The sequence below is a fragment of the Flavobacterium sp. 2755 genome, assembly GCF_031455715.1.
In the GTDB taxonomy this organism is placed as follows: Bacteria; Bacteroidota; Bacteroidia; order Flavobacteriales; family Flavobacteriaceae; genus Flavobacterium.
In genome coordinates, this window is record NZ_JAVDTG010000002.1 from 86,067 (window position 1) to 101,229 (window position 15,163).

Genomic DNA, 15,163 nt, shown 5'->3' on the forward strand with positions numbered 1-15,163 from the left:
GCAATTATTTTTGCACCACAACATAAATACAACTAAACATGACAATTTTATTATTGGGATCAGGCGGAAGAGAACATGCTTTTGCGTGGAAAATGATTCAGAGTCCGCTTTGCGAAAAACTTTTTGTTGCACCAGGAAATGCAGGAACAGCTGCAATTGCTGAAAATGTAGCAATTGCTCCAACCGATTTTGAGGCAGTAAAAGCATTAGTACTTAAAGAAAATATAAGTTTAGTAGTCGTAGGGCCAGAAGATCCATTGGTAAAAGGTATTTATGATTATTTTAAAAACGACGAAAGTTTAAAACATATTCCGGTTATTGGACCTTCAAAATTGGGTGCTCAATTAGAAGGAAGTAAAGAATTTGCAAAAGAATTCTTGATGAAACATAATATCCCGACTGCGGCTTATGATAGTTTTACTGCCGAAACCGTTGAAGAAGGATGTAAATTTCTGGAAACATTACAACCTCCATTCGTTTTAAAAGCAGATGGTTTAGCAGCAGGAAAAGGAGTTTTGATTATTCAGGATCTTGAAGAAGCAAAAACAGAATTAAGAAACATGCTGGTTCACGAGAAATTTGGAGCAGCGAGTTCAAAAGTGGTTATCGAAGAATTTTTGGACGGAATTGAATTAAGCTGTTTCGTTTTAACAGATGGAAAAAGCTATAAAATTCTTCCAACAGCAAAAGACTACAAAAGAATTGGTGAAGGAGATACAGGTTTAAATACAGGCGGAATGGGAGCAGTTTCTCCAGTTCCTTATGTTGACGCTGTTTTGATGGAAAAAATCGAAACACGTATCGTAAAACCAACAATCGAAGGTTTCCAAAAAGACGGAATCGAATATAAAGGTTTTGTTTTTATTGGTTTGATTAATGTGAAAAACGAACCAATTGTTATTGAATATAACGTAAGAATGGGAGATCCTGAAACTGAAGTTGTGGTTCCTAGATTAGAATCTGATTTAGTTGAATTGTTTCTTTCAGTTGCGAATCAAAAATTAGATGAATTCGAATTAAAAATTGATCCAAGAAGCGCGACTACAATTATGGTGGTTTCTGGCGGATATCCTGAAGATTTCGAAAAAGGAAAAGTTATTACAGGTTTAGAAAATATTACCGATTCGATAGTTTTTCACGCCGGAACAAAATTAGATGGCGAAAATGTCGTTAGTAATGGAGGACGTGTTTTGACTGTGACATCATACGGAGATGATTTTCAACAGGCCATAAAAAAATCTTACCAAAATATAGATAAACTAAATTTTGATAAGATGTATTTTAGAAAGGATATCGGCTTCGACTTACTTTAAGAAAGAGTGAGCCGTTGTATCTTGGTTTTCAGTTCCTGCAGCATCAAAAATACGTAATTGTTTAATCCAATATACGATTGCTGCAGAACAGATAATCATAAAAATCCAGTTAATAGTGTTTGCACCAAACCATGTTTTTAATTCTAAATGACGTAAAAAGTCAAGCGGAGCAAATAAAATGTTAACGAATAAGTATTGTATTCCTTCAAAAAAAGCTTTCATAATTTTATAAAATTATATGTTATTATTGTTTTAACGCCTTGAAGCAAAATTCAAACTGAGAATCTTTTTTCAACTTGTTGGTTTTCCTTTTTAAACAAGTATTATATTTACAGTCACAAAAGTATAAAATATCCTTATGATAACAAGTGTTTTTAAAAAATCTACACCATTAAATTATTCGTTGGTTGTAATTTTGATACTGGTTTTCTTCTTTATGTTTCAAATTCGAGAAACGTCTTGGATAAATTCTTATTTTACGATATTTCAAAAAGTAAGTTTACTGTGCTTTATTTTTGCTTCATTTTTCATGGTCAATTTTATTGTCAAGAAAAACGGACTCAGTAAAGACAACGGTTACGCGATATTTTTCTACTTATTATTCATCCTGTTTTTTCCAACAATATTCAACCATCCAAATGTTGTTTATGCCAATTTCTTTATATTATTGGCACTTCGAAGATTGATTTCCCTTCAGTCTTTAAAAGCATCAAAGGAAAAAATATTCGACGCTTCTTTTTGGATTTTTGTAGCTTCTTTATTTCAATTTTGGAGTATTCTTTTTGTAATTTTAGTTTTTATATCGATAATTTTTCACGTTTCCAGAGATTATAGAAACTGGGTTTTGCCATTTATTGCACTTTTGGCCGTGTCAATCGTGTTTTATATGGTTTCATTAATGTTCCATATTGATGCGTTTAAATTTGTTCAGGAACGCGCCGTAGTCGATTTTAGAATAGATTATTTTAAAAATAATTACGAAAATGGAGCGCTTTCCATATATGCAGCGGTTGTTGTATTTTTTGTATTTTCAATGTTAACAACCTTGTCAAACAGACCGCAGATTGTGCATACATCTTATAAAAAAGTGGTAGCCTGCTTTTTTATTGCCGTTCTTGTTTTTCTTATTTCGCCAGATAAAACCAACGATTTATTATTGTTCAGCATTGCACCATTATCAATGATGGCGGCAAGTCATGTAGAATATATGCAACAAAAACTCAACAACGAAATTGTATTTTATGTTTTGATTTTATGCAGTTTATTTACTTTTTTCTCTCAGTTATAATTTACTTCCGTACGCAAGATCGCCGGCATCACCAAGACCGGGAACAATGTAATTTTTCTCATTCAGTTTTTCGTCTAAAGAAGCAACCCATAAATGACAATTTTCAGGAAGGTTTTTTTCAAGATGCGCAATTCCTTCCGGCGCAGCGATAACTACTACAATATGAAATTCTGTAGGAGCAGCATTTTCAATCAGTTTTTTATGAACAGCTACAATAGATTGTCCAGTAGCCAGCATTGGGTCAAGAAGTAAAACCGTTTTGTTGTTTAAATTTGAAATAGCCTGATATTCAACTAATATTTCAAAATCATCACCACCATTTGGATGAAATCTGCAGGCAGAAACAAAGCTGTTTTCGGCATGGTCAAAATAATTTAAAAAGCCATTATGAAGCGGTAATCCGGCTCTTAAAATTGGGCATAAAACCAAATCAGTTTCAATTTCAGTTGTTTTTTTAATGCCCAGCGGAGTTTGAATTTCAACACTTTTATATGGTAAAGTTTTGCTTAATTCATAAGCCATAATTTCGCCAATGCGCTCAATATTTCTTCTAAAACGCATACTGTCGTTCTGCACATTTACATTTCTAATTTGTCCCAGAAAATGATTTAGAACACTATTGTTTTCAGATATATAATGAATTTTCATGATGATTTTTTAATTTATTAACGAACTATTATATAAAAACAAAAAATAATTTCTTTTTTTCGCAGCATAAAAGTATAAAAAGTATCTTTGTATCTATAAAAAATAAAGACATGTTTTCAAAATTAGCATATTCTGTTTTCGAACAAAGCATTAAAGATTATCATCAATTTGATAATGTTGACCAGCCTATAAACAATCCGTTTCCAAAAGATAAATTCGAACATTTATTATATTTAAAAAACTGGATTGATACTGTTCAATGGCATTTTGAAGATATCATTCGTGATCCGCAAATTGATCCTGTAGCCGCTTTGACTTTAAAAAGACGAATCGACGCTTCAAATCAAGAGCGTACTGATATGGTTGAATATATCGACAGTTACTTTTTGCAAAAATACAGCCATGTAAAAGCAAAAGACGGAGCAAAAATCAACTCTGAAAGTCCGGCTTGGGCATTTGACAGATTGTCTATTTTGGCTTTGAAAATTTATCACATGAACGAAGAAGCGACTCGTGCAGAAGCGACTCAGGAACACAGAGATAAATGTCAGGAAAAATTAAATATTCTTTTAGAGCAAAGAACTGATTTATCTACAGCAATTGAAGAATTATTGACTGATATCGAAAGCGGAGAAAAATTCATGAAAGTGTACAAACAAATGAAAATGTACAACGATGATGATTTGAACCCGGTTTTATACCAAAATAAAAAATAATTTGGCAGAGTTGTCTAACAGCCAAATCAAACATATAGCCGTCATGAGACTTTCCGCAATGGGAGATGTCGCCATGACGGTTCCTGTTTTACGTGCTTTTGTAAAGCAATATCCAACGGTAAAATTAACCGTTATTTCGCGTCCTTTTTTTAAACCTTTTTTTGACGGAATCCCTAATCTTGAGTTTTTTGCTTTTGATGAAAAAGAAAGACACAAAGGTTTTCCGGGACTTTTACGTTTATATAAAGACGTAAAAAAACTAAAAATCGATGCTTTTGCAGATCTTCATAATGTTTTACGATCTAAAATAGTGAGTTTACTTTTCGCTTTAAGCGGAAAAAAAAGAGCAACTGTAGATAAAGGCCGTGAAGGAAAAAAAGAATTGACAAGAGCTGAAAACAAAATTTTCAAACAATTGCCAACTATGTTCGAAAGACATGCAAAAGTGTTTCAAGAACTTGGTTTTCCTTTAGATTTATCGAACCCAGAGTTTCCTAAAAAAGCGGTTTTTGGTGGAGAAATCACAGATTTGGTTGAAGAAAATTATGAAAAACTGATTGGAATTGCTCCTTTTGCACAATATGATTCTAAAGTTTATCCTTTTGATTTAATGAAGGAAGTAATAACAAAACTGGCAGAAAATAAAGATTATACAATTTTGCTTTTTGGAGGAGGAAAGAAAGAAATTGAAATTTTGAATTCACTTTCGGAGCCTTTTAAAAATGTAATAAATGTTGCCGGAAAAATTAAGTTTCAGCAGGAATTAAAATTAATAAGCAATCTTGATGTAATGCTTTCTATGGATTCTGGAAATGCACATATTGCTGCAATGCTTGGTGTAAAAGTAATTACACTTTGGGGCGCAACACATCCTTATGCAGGATTTTTACCTTTCAACCAAAGTTTAGAAAATGCTTTAACTTCAGACAGAAATCAATATCCAAAATTACCAACTTCTGTTTACGGAAATAAAATTGTAGAAGGTTACGAGGATGCGATGAGAACGATTTCTCCAGATGAAGTTGTTTCTAAAATTAAGAAGCAATTATAATAACATTGTCAGACTAGCGAAGTCGAAGTCTTCTGGGCATATAAGCCCTTCGATTTCGCTCAGGGTGACTAAAAAGCAATAAAAAAAATTCCAAATTCCAACTTTTTAAAATTGGAATTTGGAATTTTTTTTATTGGAATTTTTATAAATCCAAAAGAAGATATCCTATTGCTTTCTTTTTGTTTTTATCAACTACAACTTTAACAAAATGATTTTCTTTTTCAGTGGCTAATAAAATATGTTCAAAATCATTGGTTGAATTTCTGTAAACTTTATGAACCAATTCAGATTCTTTGATTTTTTTCGATAAAATTTTAGCCGCTTTTAATTCACTTACATAAGGCCAAATATTAAAAAAACTATCATTAGAGATTGATATTTCTGTCATTCCCTCATTTTTTGAGCAATCATACTTTTCTTTTGAAAGTAGTTTAGGAGCTTTTCTGTTTTTTCTTTTTTTGATAACGAAGTAGAGACAAAAAAGAGAAGTTATTACAAAAAGTAATATAAAAGTTAGACGAAGGTAGTGATGCATTGCCATAATATTAATGTTTTAAAAACGTGTTGACAAGTCTTAAGTGCACTACTAATATACTAAATTTCAATCATGTTTTTTAAAAATAACCCAATTATTTAAATGCTTTTTTGTGTATTTCTTAAATTTGAAAAGTATATTTTCCAAATTTTAAAACTGATAAAAGAAATAACTCACAAAAAAAATTCCAAATTCCAATTGTAAAATCGGAATTTGGAATTTATATTTTTAAAATTTAGAAGACTAAACGTCGTCGTAATCTACATAAATAGTATCTGAAGTTGGGTGCGCCTGACAGGTTAAAATTAAACCTTCGGCAATTTCACCATCTGTTAAAATAGAATTTTTTGTCATTTCAGCAGTTCCGGCAGTAACTCTTCCTAAACAGCTGCTGCAAATTCCGCCCTGACAAGAATAAGGAGCATCAACGCCATGTTTTAAAGCTGCATCAAGAATGGTTTGTTTTTTAGACATTTCAAAAGTGACCTCTTCATCATCAACTAAAACAGTAATTTTAGTATGCCCTTCCTGAGAACCTTGAATTACATGTTCTTCAGAAGAAGTTGTAAAAAGCTCAAATTTAATAGCAGATTCTTTTACGTTTTTTTCTTTCAAAACATTCGAAACCGTATTGATCATTTCTTCAGGTCCACACAAATAAAACTTATCAAATTCTAATTCTTTGTGTTTGTTGTTCAATACAAAATTCACAGTCGATTTTTCGATTCTTCCAAACAATGCATTTTCAACTTTCGCCTGACTGTACACATAATGCACGAAAAAACGGCCAACATACTGCAATTGTAAATCGTGTAATTCCTGATGAAAAATAGTTGCTTCAGGAGTTCTGTTTCCATAAACCAATACAAATGAACTTTTAGGTTCATTCTTTAAAACTGATTTTAAAATAGAAAGTACCGGCGTGATTCCGCTTCCGGCAGCAAACGCAACATAATTTTTTTGTCTTTCAGCATCAGGCTCAAAAGTAAATTTTCCTTCCGGCTGACCCACTTCAAGAACATCTCCTGCTTTTAGTATTGTATTGGCAAATTGCGAAAACAAACCGCTTTTTACGGCCTTAACCGCAATTCGCAATTCACCGCTTTCTGGCGCAGAACAAATAGAGTAAGCACGACGAATTTCTTGATTGTCAAGAGTTAATTTTAAATTTATGTATTGTCCGGCTATAAATTTATAGTCCTGTTTAAGTTCTTCTGGAACATTAAAAAGTACAGAAACCGCATCGGCAGTTTCGCGTTTTACCTCTTTAATTATAAGTTTTAAGAATGAAGGCATGATTTAATTTTTTTGCAAAAGTAGCAAACCATAAGTAATTGACACTTACTAAAATATTTTTTTTAACTTTTTTTGTAACGTTTTCCTACATTTGATCTCTTACTACAAAAATCAAAACCAATTTACCATGATTAAAAAGTTTATTTATCTCGAATGGAAAGCCTTTATCAGATCGGCATCATTTGGTAAAAACCTGGCAATGAAAATTATAATAGGATTTTTAATGATCTATTTTTCATTAATTTTTATTGCAATGGGTATTGGAGCATTTTACATTCTTAAAGAAATGCATCTGGAACCATTAGTAACCGTAAACCGATTTCTGATTTATTACTTTCTTTTTGATTTAGTAATTCGTTTACTGCTGCAATCAATTCCCGTTTTGAACATAAAACCGCTATTGGTTTTACCTTTTAAAAAACCTGTAATTGTTCATTTTTCATTGGGAAAAACAGTTTTGTCCTTTTTTAATTGGGTTCACGGTTTATTTTTTGTTCCGTTTTCGGTTGTTTTAGCGATAGAAGGATATGATATAACAGCTATTATTTTCTGGAATCTGGCAATGCTTTCGTTTATATACATCAACAATTTCCTGAATATAATTTTAAGTAATATCGACAAATTATTTGTTGTTTTTGTTGGATTAATTCTTGTTTTGGGTGGCGCCCAATATTACAAATGGTTTGATATTACAACTTTTACAACTCCCTTTTTTCTGGGGTTTTATGCTAAAAAAGGACAATTTTTAATTCCCGTTTTAGTATTGGTGGGTTTATATATTTTTAGTTTTAAATTCCTCAAAAAAAATCTCTATCTAGATGCAGGACTTTCTGTAAAAGAAGATGTTGCTGAGACAGAGAATCTTTCGTGGCTGAATCAATTTGGAACTTTGGGAACTTTTCTGAAAAACGATATTAAACTTATCAAAAGAAACAAAAGGTCGAAAACGACTATTTTTATGAGCATTTTATTTTTGTTCTACGGATTTTTATTTTTCTCCGGAGGAATTGAAACATACGACAAACCAGTAATGCACCTTTTAGCGGGAATTTTTGTTTCGGGCGGGTTTTTATTTGTCTTTGGACAATTTGTACCCAGCTGGGATAGTGCGTATTATCAATTAATGATGACACAAAATATTCCGTATCGTGGTTATATTATGGCAAAATGGTGGCTGATTGTTATTGCCACAATTATTTCTACAATTCTGGCTTCGTTTTATATTTATTTTGGATGGTATGTTTATTTAACGATTGTTGTTGCGGCAATTTATAATATTGGAGTCAATTCACATTTGGTGTTATTGGGAGGCGCTTTTACTAAAACCCCAATCGATTTAAGTAATGCCGGCGGTGCTTTTGGAGATAAAAAAGCATTTAATGTAAGTGCAATGTTGTTAACGCTTCCTAAAATTTTACTGCCTTTGGGACTTTATGGAGCAGGAATTTATTTTGACAACAAAAACCTCGGATTAGCATTAGTTGCCGGAGCAGGAGTTTTAGGTTTTATCTTTAAAGACAAGGTTTTTTCTTTAATCGAAAAAAGATATAAAATCGAAAAGTACAGTACAATAAATGCTTATAAACAAAAGAGTTAATTAGAGAATATGTCATTTGATAATGAGATAATTTTATCAGATAGAGATCTAAAATCAACAATCCAAAATCTAAAATTACAATGATACAAGTAAATCAACTTTCAAAAAAATATAACGGTACTACAGTTTTAAACATTAATAATCTTGAAATTCCAAAAGGGCAGAGTTTTGGATTAGTGGGAAACAACGGAGCAGGAAAAACTACCTTTTTTAGTTTGCTTTTAGATTTAATCCAGCCTTCAACGGGAAATATAACAAGCAATGATATTCAGGTAAATACGAGTGAAAACTGGAAATCTTTTACCGGTTCTTTTTTAGATGAAAGTTTCCTGATTGGCTATCTGACTCCTGAAGAATATTTTTATTTTATTGGAGATTTACGCCATCAAAATAAAGCTGATATTGATGCATTGTTAGCCAAACACGAAGAATTTTTTAATGGAGAAATTTTAAACAACAAAAAATACCTTCGCGATTTATCAAAAGGGAATCAAAAGAAAGTGGGAATTATTGCCACACTTATAGGAAACCCTGAAGTGGTAATTTTAGATGAACCTTTTGCAAATTTAGACCCGACAACAGTAAGCAGATTAAAGAAAATTATTAAAGAATTAGCTGAAAATCCAAATGTTACTGTTTTGGTTTCGAGCCATGATTTACAACACACCGTTGAGGTTTGCGATAGAATCGTCGCACTCAATAAAGGTGAAATTGTAAAGGATATTCAAACCTCAGAAGAAACCTTACAAGAATTGGAATCTTTTTTTGCAGTGTAAGTCTCTAAAGTTTCAAAAAAGAAGTGTATTTTTACAAGTCATTATACTAAAAATGCTTTTTAGAAGTTAATGCTTTAAAATCAGTTCTATTGAAAAAGAGTACTCTTAAATATAGTTTTTTTCTCACGTTTTTTCTTCTTTTGATAGCATGTTCTACCAAGAATAATACTTTTGTGAACAGGAATTCCCATGCATTAAGTACAAAATATAACATTTTGTATAATGGAGGAATTGGTCTTGACAAAGGATTGCTAGCTATTCAGGCCAACAATCAGGACAATTTCTGGAAAAGACTTCCTATTGAAAAAATGCAGTTTGATGAAAATTTTTCGGAAGGATCAAAAACAAAAAATCCTGACTTCGAAAAAGCAGAAACTAAAGCAACAAAAGCAATTCAAAAACACTCCATGAATATTGGAGGAAGAGAAAGAAACTATCAAATTGACGAGGCATACTTAATGCTTGGAAAAGCCAGATATTACGATCAGCGTTTTATTCCGGCTTTAGATGCTTTCAATTACATTCTCTACAAATACCCTAACAGCAGTAATATTTATACAGCAAAAATCTGGCGTGAAAAAACCAATATGCGTTTAGGAAATGATGCGATTGTGGTTAAAAACATTAATCTGTTATTAAAGAAAACGGATTTAGATAAACAGACATTTTCTGATGCCAATGCTTTATTGGCAGAAGCTTTCCTGAATTTAGAAGAAAGAGACAGCGCCGTTGCAAAACTTAGAATTGCAGAAGAATTTTCAAGAATAAATGAAGATCGTGCCCGTTATAAATTCATCTTGGGACAAATGTATCAGGAAGTTGGAAATAAAGACAGCGCTACCTATTATTATGATGGCGTAATCGACATGAATCGTAAAGCCAACAGAAAATACATGATGCATGCTTACGCAAAAAAAGCGCAGATGTACGATTATGAAAAAGGCAACGATACCATATTTTTAAAAATCTATAATAAGTTAGTTGCAGATCGTGAAAACCGACCTTATTATGATGTTCTTTTTTATGAAATGGGGGTTTTCTATGATAAAAAGAAAGACAAAGAAAATGCATTAAAATTCTACAATAAATCTTTAGGCAGAAAATCTACAGATCCTTATTTAATGGCATCGGCTTATCGAAATATTGGAAACATGTATTTTAAAAATACAGACTATACAATGGCTGCTAAATATTATGACAGTACATTGACAAAATTAGACCCAAAAACAAGGGAGTTTACTTTTATCGAAAAAAACAGAAAAAATCTTGACGACGTAATTAAATACGAAGGAATTGCAAAAAGAAACGACAGTATTATTAAAGTCTACGGATTGCCTGATGCTGACAGAAAAATTTATTTTGAAAATTACATTGCCGAGCTTAAAAAGAAAGACGAAGCAAAACGAATTTTAGAAGAGAAAGAAAAAGAGAAGTTGGCTAATATCGACCGAAACACAAATGCTTCGAGTGCGCCAACAGCAGTAAATCCAAATTCATTGGGTAAACCTGCAGATCCTGATGACGGAATAAGACCTCCATCTGGAAATGACGCTACGGCAAGTACTTTTTATTTTTACAACCCAACGACAGTTGCATACGGAAAGTTGCAGTTTAAAAAAATGTGGGGTAACAGAACGCTTGGCGGAAACTGGAGACTGGCCACAATAAAATCGGCAAATGATGCAGCGATGCTCAATGACAGTATAAATGAAGCGGACGCGGCTAAATTGAAAGACACGGTTGTTATTGAAAAGTATACTACTGCTTTTTATGAAAAACAACTTCCGAAAACACAAATAGCAATGGATAGTATTGGCAAAGAACGCAATTTTGCCTATTATCAATTAGGTCTTATATATAAGGAGAAATTTAAGGAATATAAATTAGCCAGTGATAAACTGGAGCAATTACTTAAAAATAATCCAGAAGAAAAATTGGTGCTTCCATCGAAGTATAATTTGTATAAAATATATCAAATTACAGATCCGGAAAAAGCAGCAAAAATTAAATCAGACATAACGACAAATTACCCAACGTCGAGATATGCACAGATTTTAAATAATACAAATGCTGATGATATAGCTTCACCTGAAAAAGAATACCAAAAATGGTATAAATTATTTCAGGAGGAGAATTTTGATGTTGTCTTAGATAATATTGATAATTTAATCAATCAATATTCTGGAGAAGAGATTGTTTCTAAATTTGAATTACTAAAAGCAAACACTTTAGGAAAAGTCAACGGATTAGAAGCCTATAAAAAAGGTTTAGAAAACGTGGCAGATAATTATCCAAATAGTGAAGAAGGAAAAAATGCCAGAGAAATTTTGGAGAAAAATGTCCCAGCTTTAGAAAGACTTAATTTTACAACTGTAGATAATAAAAACTGGAAAATTGTATATCTGGTTTCTAATACGGATACTAAAACAGTTAAAAAGATTGAAGAAGCAATTAGAGTATTTTTGTTAGTCGAAAATTTCGAAAGATTAACAACGTCTTTTGATAAATACAACAGAACCCAAAGTTTTGTGTCAATTCATGGTTTAAAATCTGAAGCTTATGCCAGAGATGTAGCAGGAGTTTTGAGAGAAGACGATAAATATAAAATTGCACATCCGTCAATTATTATATCAGCAGATAATTACAAAGTGGTTCAAATTAAAAAGAACCTAGACGCCTACCTCGCCCCAAAAACCCCATAATATAATGTTTGACAAAGTAAAAAAAAACGGAACAGAACTTTTAGGAAAAACAAACCGAATTGTTGAAGGAACTTCTATTGTAGGAGATATTGTTTCAAAAGCCGATTTTAGATTAGATGGCGAATTGATTGGAAATTTCACCTCGCAGGGAAAATTAGTGATTGGCGCAACAGGCGCAGTAAAAGGAGAAATCATTTGTAATAATGCCGATATCGAAGGAGAATTTCACGGAAAAATTAAAGTTCTTGAAATCCTTAATATCAAAGCAGCAGCAAAAATTCACGGCGAAGTTGCCGTTGGAAAACTGTCTATAGAACCGGGAGCAGAGTTTACAGCAACTTGTACCATGCTCACACAAAATAAAGAAGTAACCATAAAAGATGGAAAAGGACCCGAATAAAAAACAAAACAATAAATGGATAGCCCTCATAAATATTCCTATTCAAATGGGGGTTATTATTTTCTTGTTTTCTTATTTAGGAACCTGGTTAGACGAAAACCATCCAAGCGAAAAGATATACTATAATAAGGTATTAGTTATGGTTGGAGTTGCAATTGCATTATATAATGTAATTCGTCAGGTAAACGAAATCAACAAAACAAAGTAAATTAAGTTTTAAAAATGGCTTGAATAAATATTGCATCTTTGCAAAAAAATGTTCGGGATGTTTTTAAAAAACTACAAACTTATTCTTCATCTGCATATTCTTGCATTTGCTTCCTATATATTACATAAGGGAGTTTTCTATATTTTTAAAATCAATGATCAAAACTTTCATTACAGTATAGAAGTATTGTATTTGATCTTTTTATTTTTTTCTGCCTTACTATTAACACTAACAGTAAAATTCAAAAAAGATAAGTTCGACAGCATCGGAATGTTTTTTATGCTTGGAACTTTTATTCAAATGTTTGTGTATTATTTTGTTTTGCGGCCGATTTTATCCGACAAGATTCACAACATCCGTGTTGAAAAAATCAATTTTTTTGTAACATTTATTCTCTTTTTGTTATTTCAAACGATTTTAACTGTCCGATTATTAAATGAAAAGCGTTAAAATGCGGATTCTTTAAAACAAGGTTCAAAAATAATTTTTCATATCCTTTTGAATATTAATAAAAAATGTACCTTTGCACCAAATTTTAGAAACATAAAAAATAAGAATTTCCACAGATATGGTGATTTCAAACAAACCACTCAGATTTATTCTTGCAGCTTTTGTAGCTTGTCTTCCACTAATGAGCTTTTCTAATTCAGAAAAAGACTCGGCGCATGTTCAAACTGAAACAGCTCACGAAGCAGCTTCTGAAGGGCACCATGCAGAACCAACTGATGTAAAATCTAAAATTAAGGCTTTCATTGGCCACCACGTTTTGGACTCTCACGATTTTACTTTAACACAAGATGATGAGACTGGTAAATATTATGGTTTTCCATTGCCGGTAATTATTTTGGATAATGGTCTTCAAATTTTTTCTTCTTCAAAATTTAACCACGGTCATGCAGTAGCAGAATCAAACGGAAATTATTACGTGATTAATCATCATGATGGTAAAATCTACAAAACAGATGCTGCCGGAACAATTACTGAAGATGAAAAAACTGGTCATCCAACAAATGTTCGTCCGTTAGACTTTTCAATTACAAAAACAGTACTTTCTATTTTTGTTGCAGCATTATTAATGTTCTGGTTATTTACAAGTTTAGCAAAATCATATGCTAAAAATGGAGGAATTGCTTCTGGAGCAGGAAGATTCTTTGAACCACTTGTAATTTTCATTCGTGACGAAGTTGCTATTCCTAATATTGGAGAAAAGCACCATAAAAAATACATGAGTTATTTATTGACAATATTTTTCTTTGTATTGTTTTTAAATATCTTCGGATTAACTCCACTAGGAATTAATGCTACTGGTAATTTAACAATTACATTCTCTTTAGCAATCCTTACTTTCTTAATTACAAACCTTACTGCAAATAAAAACTACTGGGGTCACATTTTCTGGATGCCGGGAGTGCCAAAACCAATGAGAATTATTTTGGCTCCAATTGAATTGCTAGGAGTTTTCATTAAACCATTTTCATTAATGATTCGTTTGTATGCAAATATCTTCGCAGGTCACATTGTATTGATGAGTATCATCGGATTAATGTTTATCTTTAAGAGCTGGATTGGAAGCAGTCTTTCTTTCGGATTATCATTTGCACTTTCTATACTAGAGATTTTAGTTGCATTTTTACAAGCCTATATTTTTACAATGCTGTCTGCACTTTATTTTGGTTCAGCAGTAGAAGAGCACCACCACGAAGAGGAGGGGCACCACTAAAATTAGATTTTAGAGTTTAGATTTCAGATTATTTTCAATCTAAAATCTATATTCAAAAATCTAAAATCAAATAGAATGTTTAATTTTTAATATATACATATATGAACGGTTTAAATTTCATTGGAGCAGGATTAATCGTAATCGGAGCTGCTTTAGGTATTGGTAGAATTGGTGGTTCAGCAATGGACGCTATCGCTCGTCAACCAGAAGCTTCAGGAAAAATCCAAACAGCTATGCTTATCGCTGCTGCACTTATTGAAGGAATTGGTTTCGCTGCGTTATTCGCTGCTTAATTAAAACACAAAAAACAATAGTTGCAACGGTTGGTTGTAACTATTGTTTTAAAATTAAAACATTAAAATTGCCTTTGGCAGTTAAAAAGACATAATTTAAAATTTATAATCATATATAATGGAAAAGTTAATAAATCAGTTTGAGTTCGGTTTGTTCTTTTGGCAGATTCTAATATTTGTTGGATTAATATTTTTATTGAAAAAATTCGCTTGGAAACCAATTCTTGATGCAGTAAATGATAGAGAACAAGGTATTAAAGATGCATTGCTTTCTGCTGAAAATGCTAGACAAGAAATGCAAAACTTACAAGCAGACAATCAAAGAATTTTGAACGAAGCTCGTGCTGAACGTGATGCTATGTTAAAAGAAGCTCGCGAAATGAAAGAGAAAATGATTGCTGATTCTAAAAACGAAGCACAAGCGCAAGGTCAAAAAATGATCGAGCAGGCTAAAGCGGCTATCGAAAGCGAAAAAAATGCTGCAATGGCAGAATTGAAATCTCAGGTTTCAACTTTATCATTAAGTATTGCTGAAAAATTATTGAAAGAAGAATTATCTAACAAAGAATCTCAAGCTAAATTAGTAGAGAAAATGTTAGGTGACGTAAAGTTAAACTAAG

At 32.0% G+C, this 15,163-nt stretch carries 16 protein-coding genes; 12 read left to right on the forward strand and 4 right to left on the reverse strand.

The window, feature by feature from the left end; genetic code table 11:
• Positions 1–38: 38 nt before the first annotated feature.
• The gene (gene purD, locus J2Y38_RS04135) at positions 39–1,313 is read left to right on the forward strand and encodes a phosphoribosylamine--glycine ligase (protein WP_309839853.1); all 1,275 of its coding nucleotides are present in this window, start codon (positions 39–41) and stop codon (positions 1,311–1,313) included.
• On the opposite strand, the gene J2Y38_RS04140 is transcribed toward purD, so the two are convergent.
• The gene (locus J2Y38_RS04140) at positions 1,305–1,535 is read right to left on the reverse strand and encodes a DUF6341 family protein (protein WP_053472999.1); all 231 of its coding nucleotides are present in this window, start codon (positions 1,533–1,535) and stop codon (positions 1,305–1,307) included. The two genes, purD and J2Y38_RS04140, sit on opposite strands and share 9 nt — an antisense overlap.
• A gap of 136 nt (positions 1,536–1,671) precedes the next feature.
• Here J2Y38_RS04140 and J2Y38_RS04145 point away from each other — a divergent pair, with 136 nt between their 5' ends.
• Complete coding sequence (locus J2Y38_RS04145; protein ID WP_256636522.1) at positions 1,672–2,601, forward strand: DUF6427 family protein; 930 nt, start codon at positions 1,672–1,674, stop codon at positions 2,599–2,601.
• Here the strand turns inward: J2Y38_RS04145 and upp are convergent.
• Positions 2,596–3,249, reverse strand: coding sequence for a uracil phosphoribosyltransferase (gene upp / locus J2Y38_RS04150; protein ID WP_180857018.1), 654 nt, complete (start codon positions 3,247–3,249; stop codon positions 2,596–2,598). The two genes, J2Y38_RS04145 and upp, sit on opposite strands and share 6 nt — an antisense overlap.
• A 110-nt stretch (positions 3,250–3,359) precedes the next feature.
• On the opposite strand from upp, the gene J2Y38_RS04155 reads away from it, so the two are divergent.
• Together J2Y38_RS04155 and J2Y38_RS04160 are read left to right on the forward strand one after the other, a co-directional pair.
• The gene (locus J2Y38_RS04155) at positions 3,360–3,965 is read left to right on the forward strand and encodes a DUF4254 domain-containing protein (protein ID WP_053472996.1); all 606 of its coding nucleotides are present in this window, start codon (positions 3,360–3,362) and stop codon (positions 3,963–3,965) included.
• A 43-nt stretch (positions 3,966–4,008) separates the two neighbouring features.
• On the forward strand, positions 4,009–5,016 hold the full coding sequence (locus J2Y38_RS04160; RefSeq protein WP_309839857.1) for a glycosyltransferase family 9 protein: 1,008 nt from the start codon (positions 4,009–4,011) through the stop codon (positions 5,014–5,016).
• Positions 5,017–5,158: 142 nt separating this feature from the next.
• On the opposite strand, the gene J2Y38_RS04165 is transcribed toward J2Y38_RS04160, so the two are convergent.
• Complete coding sequence (locus J2Y38_RS04165; protein ID WP_309839859.1) at positions 5,159–5,557, reverse strand: hypothetical protein; 399 nt, start codon at positions 5,555–5,557, stop codon at positions 5,159–5,161.
• Positions 5,558–5,794: 237 nt separating this feature from the next.
• A complete protein-coding gene (locus J2Y38_RS04170; protein WP_309839861.1) occupies positions 5,795–6,847 on the reverse strand; it encodes a ferredoxin--NADP reductase in 1,053 nt (350 codons plus the stop codon).
• A gap of 127 nt (positions 6,848–6,974) precedes the next feature.
• Here J2Y38_RS04170 and J2Y38_RS04175 point away from each other — a divergent pair, with 127 nt between their 5' ends.
• The 8 genes from J2Y38_RS04175 (at position 6,975) to J2Y38_RS04210 (ending at position 15,162) form a co-directional block, all read left to right on the forward strand.
• Positions 6,975–8,444, forward strand: coding sequence for a DUF5687 family protein (locus J2Y38_RS04175; RefSeq protein WP_309839863.1), 1,470 nt, complete (start codon positions 6,975–6,977; stop codon positions 8,442–8,444).
• 80 nt (positions 8,445–8,524) lie between these two features.
• Complete coding sequence (locus J2Y38_RS04180) at positions 8,525–9,220, forward strand: ABC transporter ATP-binding protein (RefSeq protein ID WP_309839865.1); 696 nt, start codon at positions 8,525–8,527, stop codon at positions 9,218–9,220.
• Between the two features lie 89 nt (positions 9,221–9,309).
• On the forward strand, positions 9,310–11,922 hold the full coding sequence (locus tag J2Y38_RS04185; RefSeq protein ID WP_309839867.1) for a tetratricopeptide repeat protein: 2,613 nt from the start codon (positions 9,310–9,312) through the stop codon (positions 11,920–11,922).
• Positions 11,923–11,926: 4 nt separating this feature from the next.
• A complete protein-coding gene (locus J2Y38_RS04190) occupies positions 11,927–12,322 on the forward strand; it encodes a polymer-forming cytoskeletal protein (RefSeq protein ID WP_309839869.1) in 396 nt (131 codons plus the stop codon).
• On the forward strand, positions 12,303–12,530 hold the full coding sequence (locus J2Y38_RS04195; RefSeq protein WP_053472989.1) for an AtpZ/AtpI family protein: 228 nt from the start codon (positions 12,303–12,305) through the stop codon (positions 12,528–12,530). The genes J2Y38_RS04190 and J2Y38_RS04195 overlap by 20 nt, the downstream gene beginning before the upstream one ends.
• 568 nt (positions 12,531–13,098) lie before the next feature.
• Complete coding sequence (gene atpB, locus J2Y38_RS04200) at positions 13,099–14,250, forward strand: F0F1 ATP synthase subunit A (RefSeq protein ID WP_309839870.1); 1,152 nt, start codon at positions 13,099–13,101, stop codon at positions 14,248–14,250.
• A 101-nt stretch (positions 14,251–14,351) separates the two neighbouring features.
• On the forward strand, positions 14,352–14,543 hold the full coding sequence (gene atpE, locus J2Y38_RS04205) for an ATP synthase F0 subunit C (RefSeq protein WP_053472986.1): 192 nt from the start codon (positions 14,352–14,354) through the stop codon (positions 14,541–14,543).
• Between the two features lie 118 nt (positions 14,544–14,661).
• Complete coding sequence (locus J2Y38_RS04210) at positions 14,662–15,162, forward strand: F0F1 ATP synthase subunit B (protein ID WP_053472985.1); 501 nt, start codon at positions 14,662–14,664, stop codon at positions 15,160–15,162.
• Position 15,163 lies beyond the last annotated feature (1 nt).

Coding starts and splice junctions, on each gene's coding strand:
- purD (WP_309839853.1), top strand. CDS start 39: ATGACAATTTTATTATTGGGATCAGGCGGAAGAGAACATGCTTTTGCG.
- J2Y38_RS04140 (WP_053472999.1), bottom strand. CDS start 1,535: ATGAAAGCTTTTTTTGAAGGAATACAATACTTATTCGTTAACATTTTA.
- J2Y38_RS04145 (WP_256636522.1), top strand. CDS start 1,672: ATGATAACAAGTGTTTTTAAAAAATCTACACCATTAAATTATTCGTTG.
- upp (WP_180857018.1), bottom strand. CDS start 3,249: ATGAAAATTCATTATATATCTGAAAACAATAGTGTTCTAAATCATTTT.
- J2Y38_RS04155 (WP_053472996.1), top strand. CDS start 3,360: ATGTTTTCAAAATTAGCATATTCTGTTTTCGAACAAAGCATTAAAGAT.
- J2Y38_RS04160 (WP_309839857.1), top strand. CDS start 4,009: ATGAGACTTTCCGCAATGGGAGATGTCGCCATGACGGTTCCTGTTTTA.
- J2Y38_RS04165 (WP_309839859.1), bottom strand. CDS start 5,557: ATGGCAATGCATCACTACCTTCGTCTAACTTTTATATTACTTTTTGTA.
- J2Y38_RS04170 (WP_309839861.1), bottom strand. CDS start 6,847: ATGCCTTCATTCTTAAAACTTATAATTAAAGAGGTAAAACGCGAAACT.
- J2Y38_RS04175 (WP_309839863.1), top strand. CDS start 6,975: ATGATTAAAAAGTTTATTTATCTCGAATGGAAAGCCTTTATCAGATCG.
- J2Y38_RS04180 (WP_309839865.1), top strand. CDS start 8,525: ATGATACAAGTAAATCAACTTTCAAAAAAATATAACGGTACTACAGTT.
- J2Y38_RS04190 (WP_309839869.1), top strand. CDS start 11,927: ATGTTTGACAAAGTAAAAAAAAACGGAACAGAACTTTTAGGAAAAACA.
- J2Y38_RS04195 (WP_053472989.1), top strand. CDS start 12,303: ATGGAAAAGGACCCGAATAAAAAACAAAACAATAAATGGATAGCCCTC.
- atpB (WP_309839870.1), top strand. CDS start 13,099: ATGGTGATTTCAAACAAACCACTCAGATTTATTCTTGCAGCTTTTGTA.
- atpE (WP_053472986.1), top strand. CDS start 14,352: ATGAACGGTTTAAATTTCATTGGAGCAGGATTAATCGTAATCGGAGCT.
- J2Y38_RS04210 (WP_053472985.1), top strand. CDS start 14,662: ATGGAAAAGTTAATAAATCAGTTTGAGTTCGGTTTGTTCTTTTGGCAG.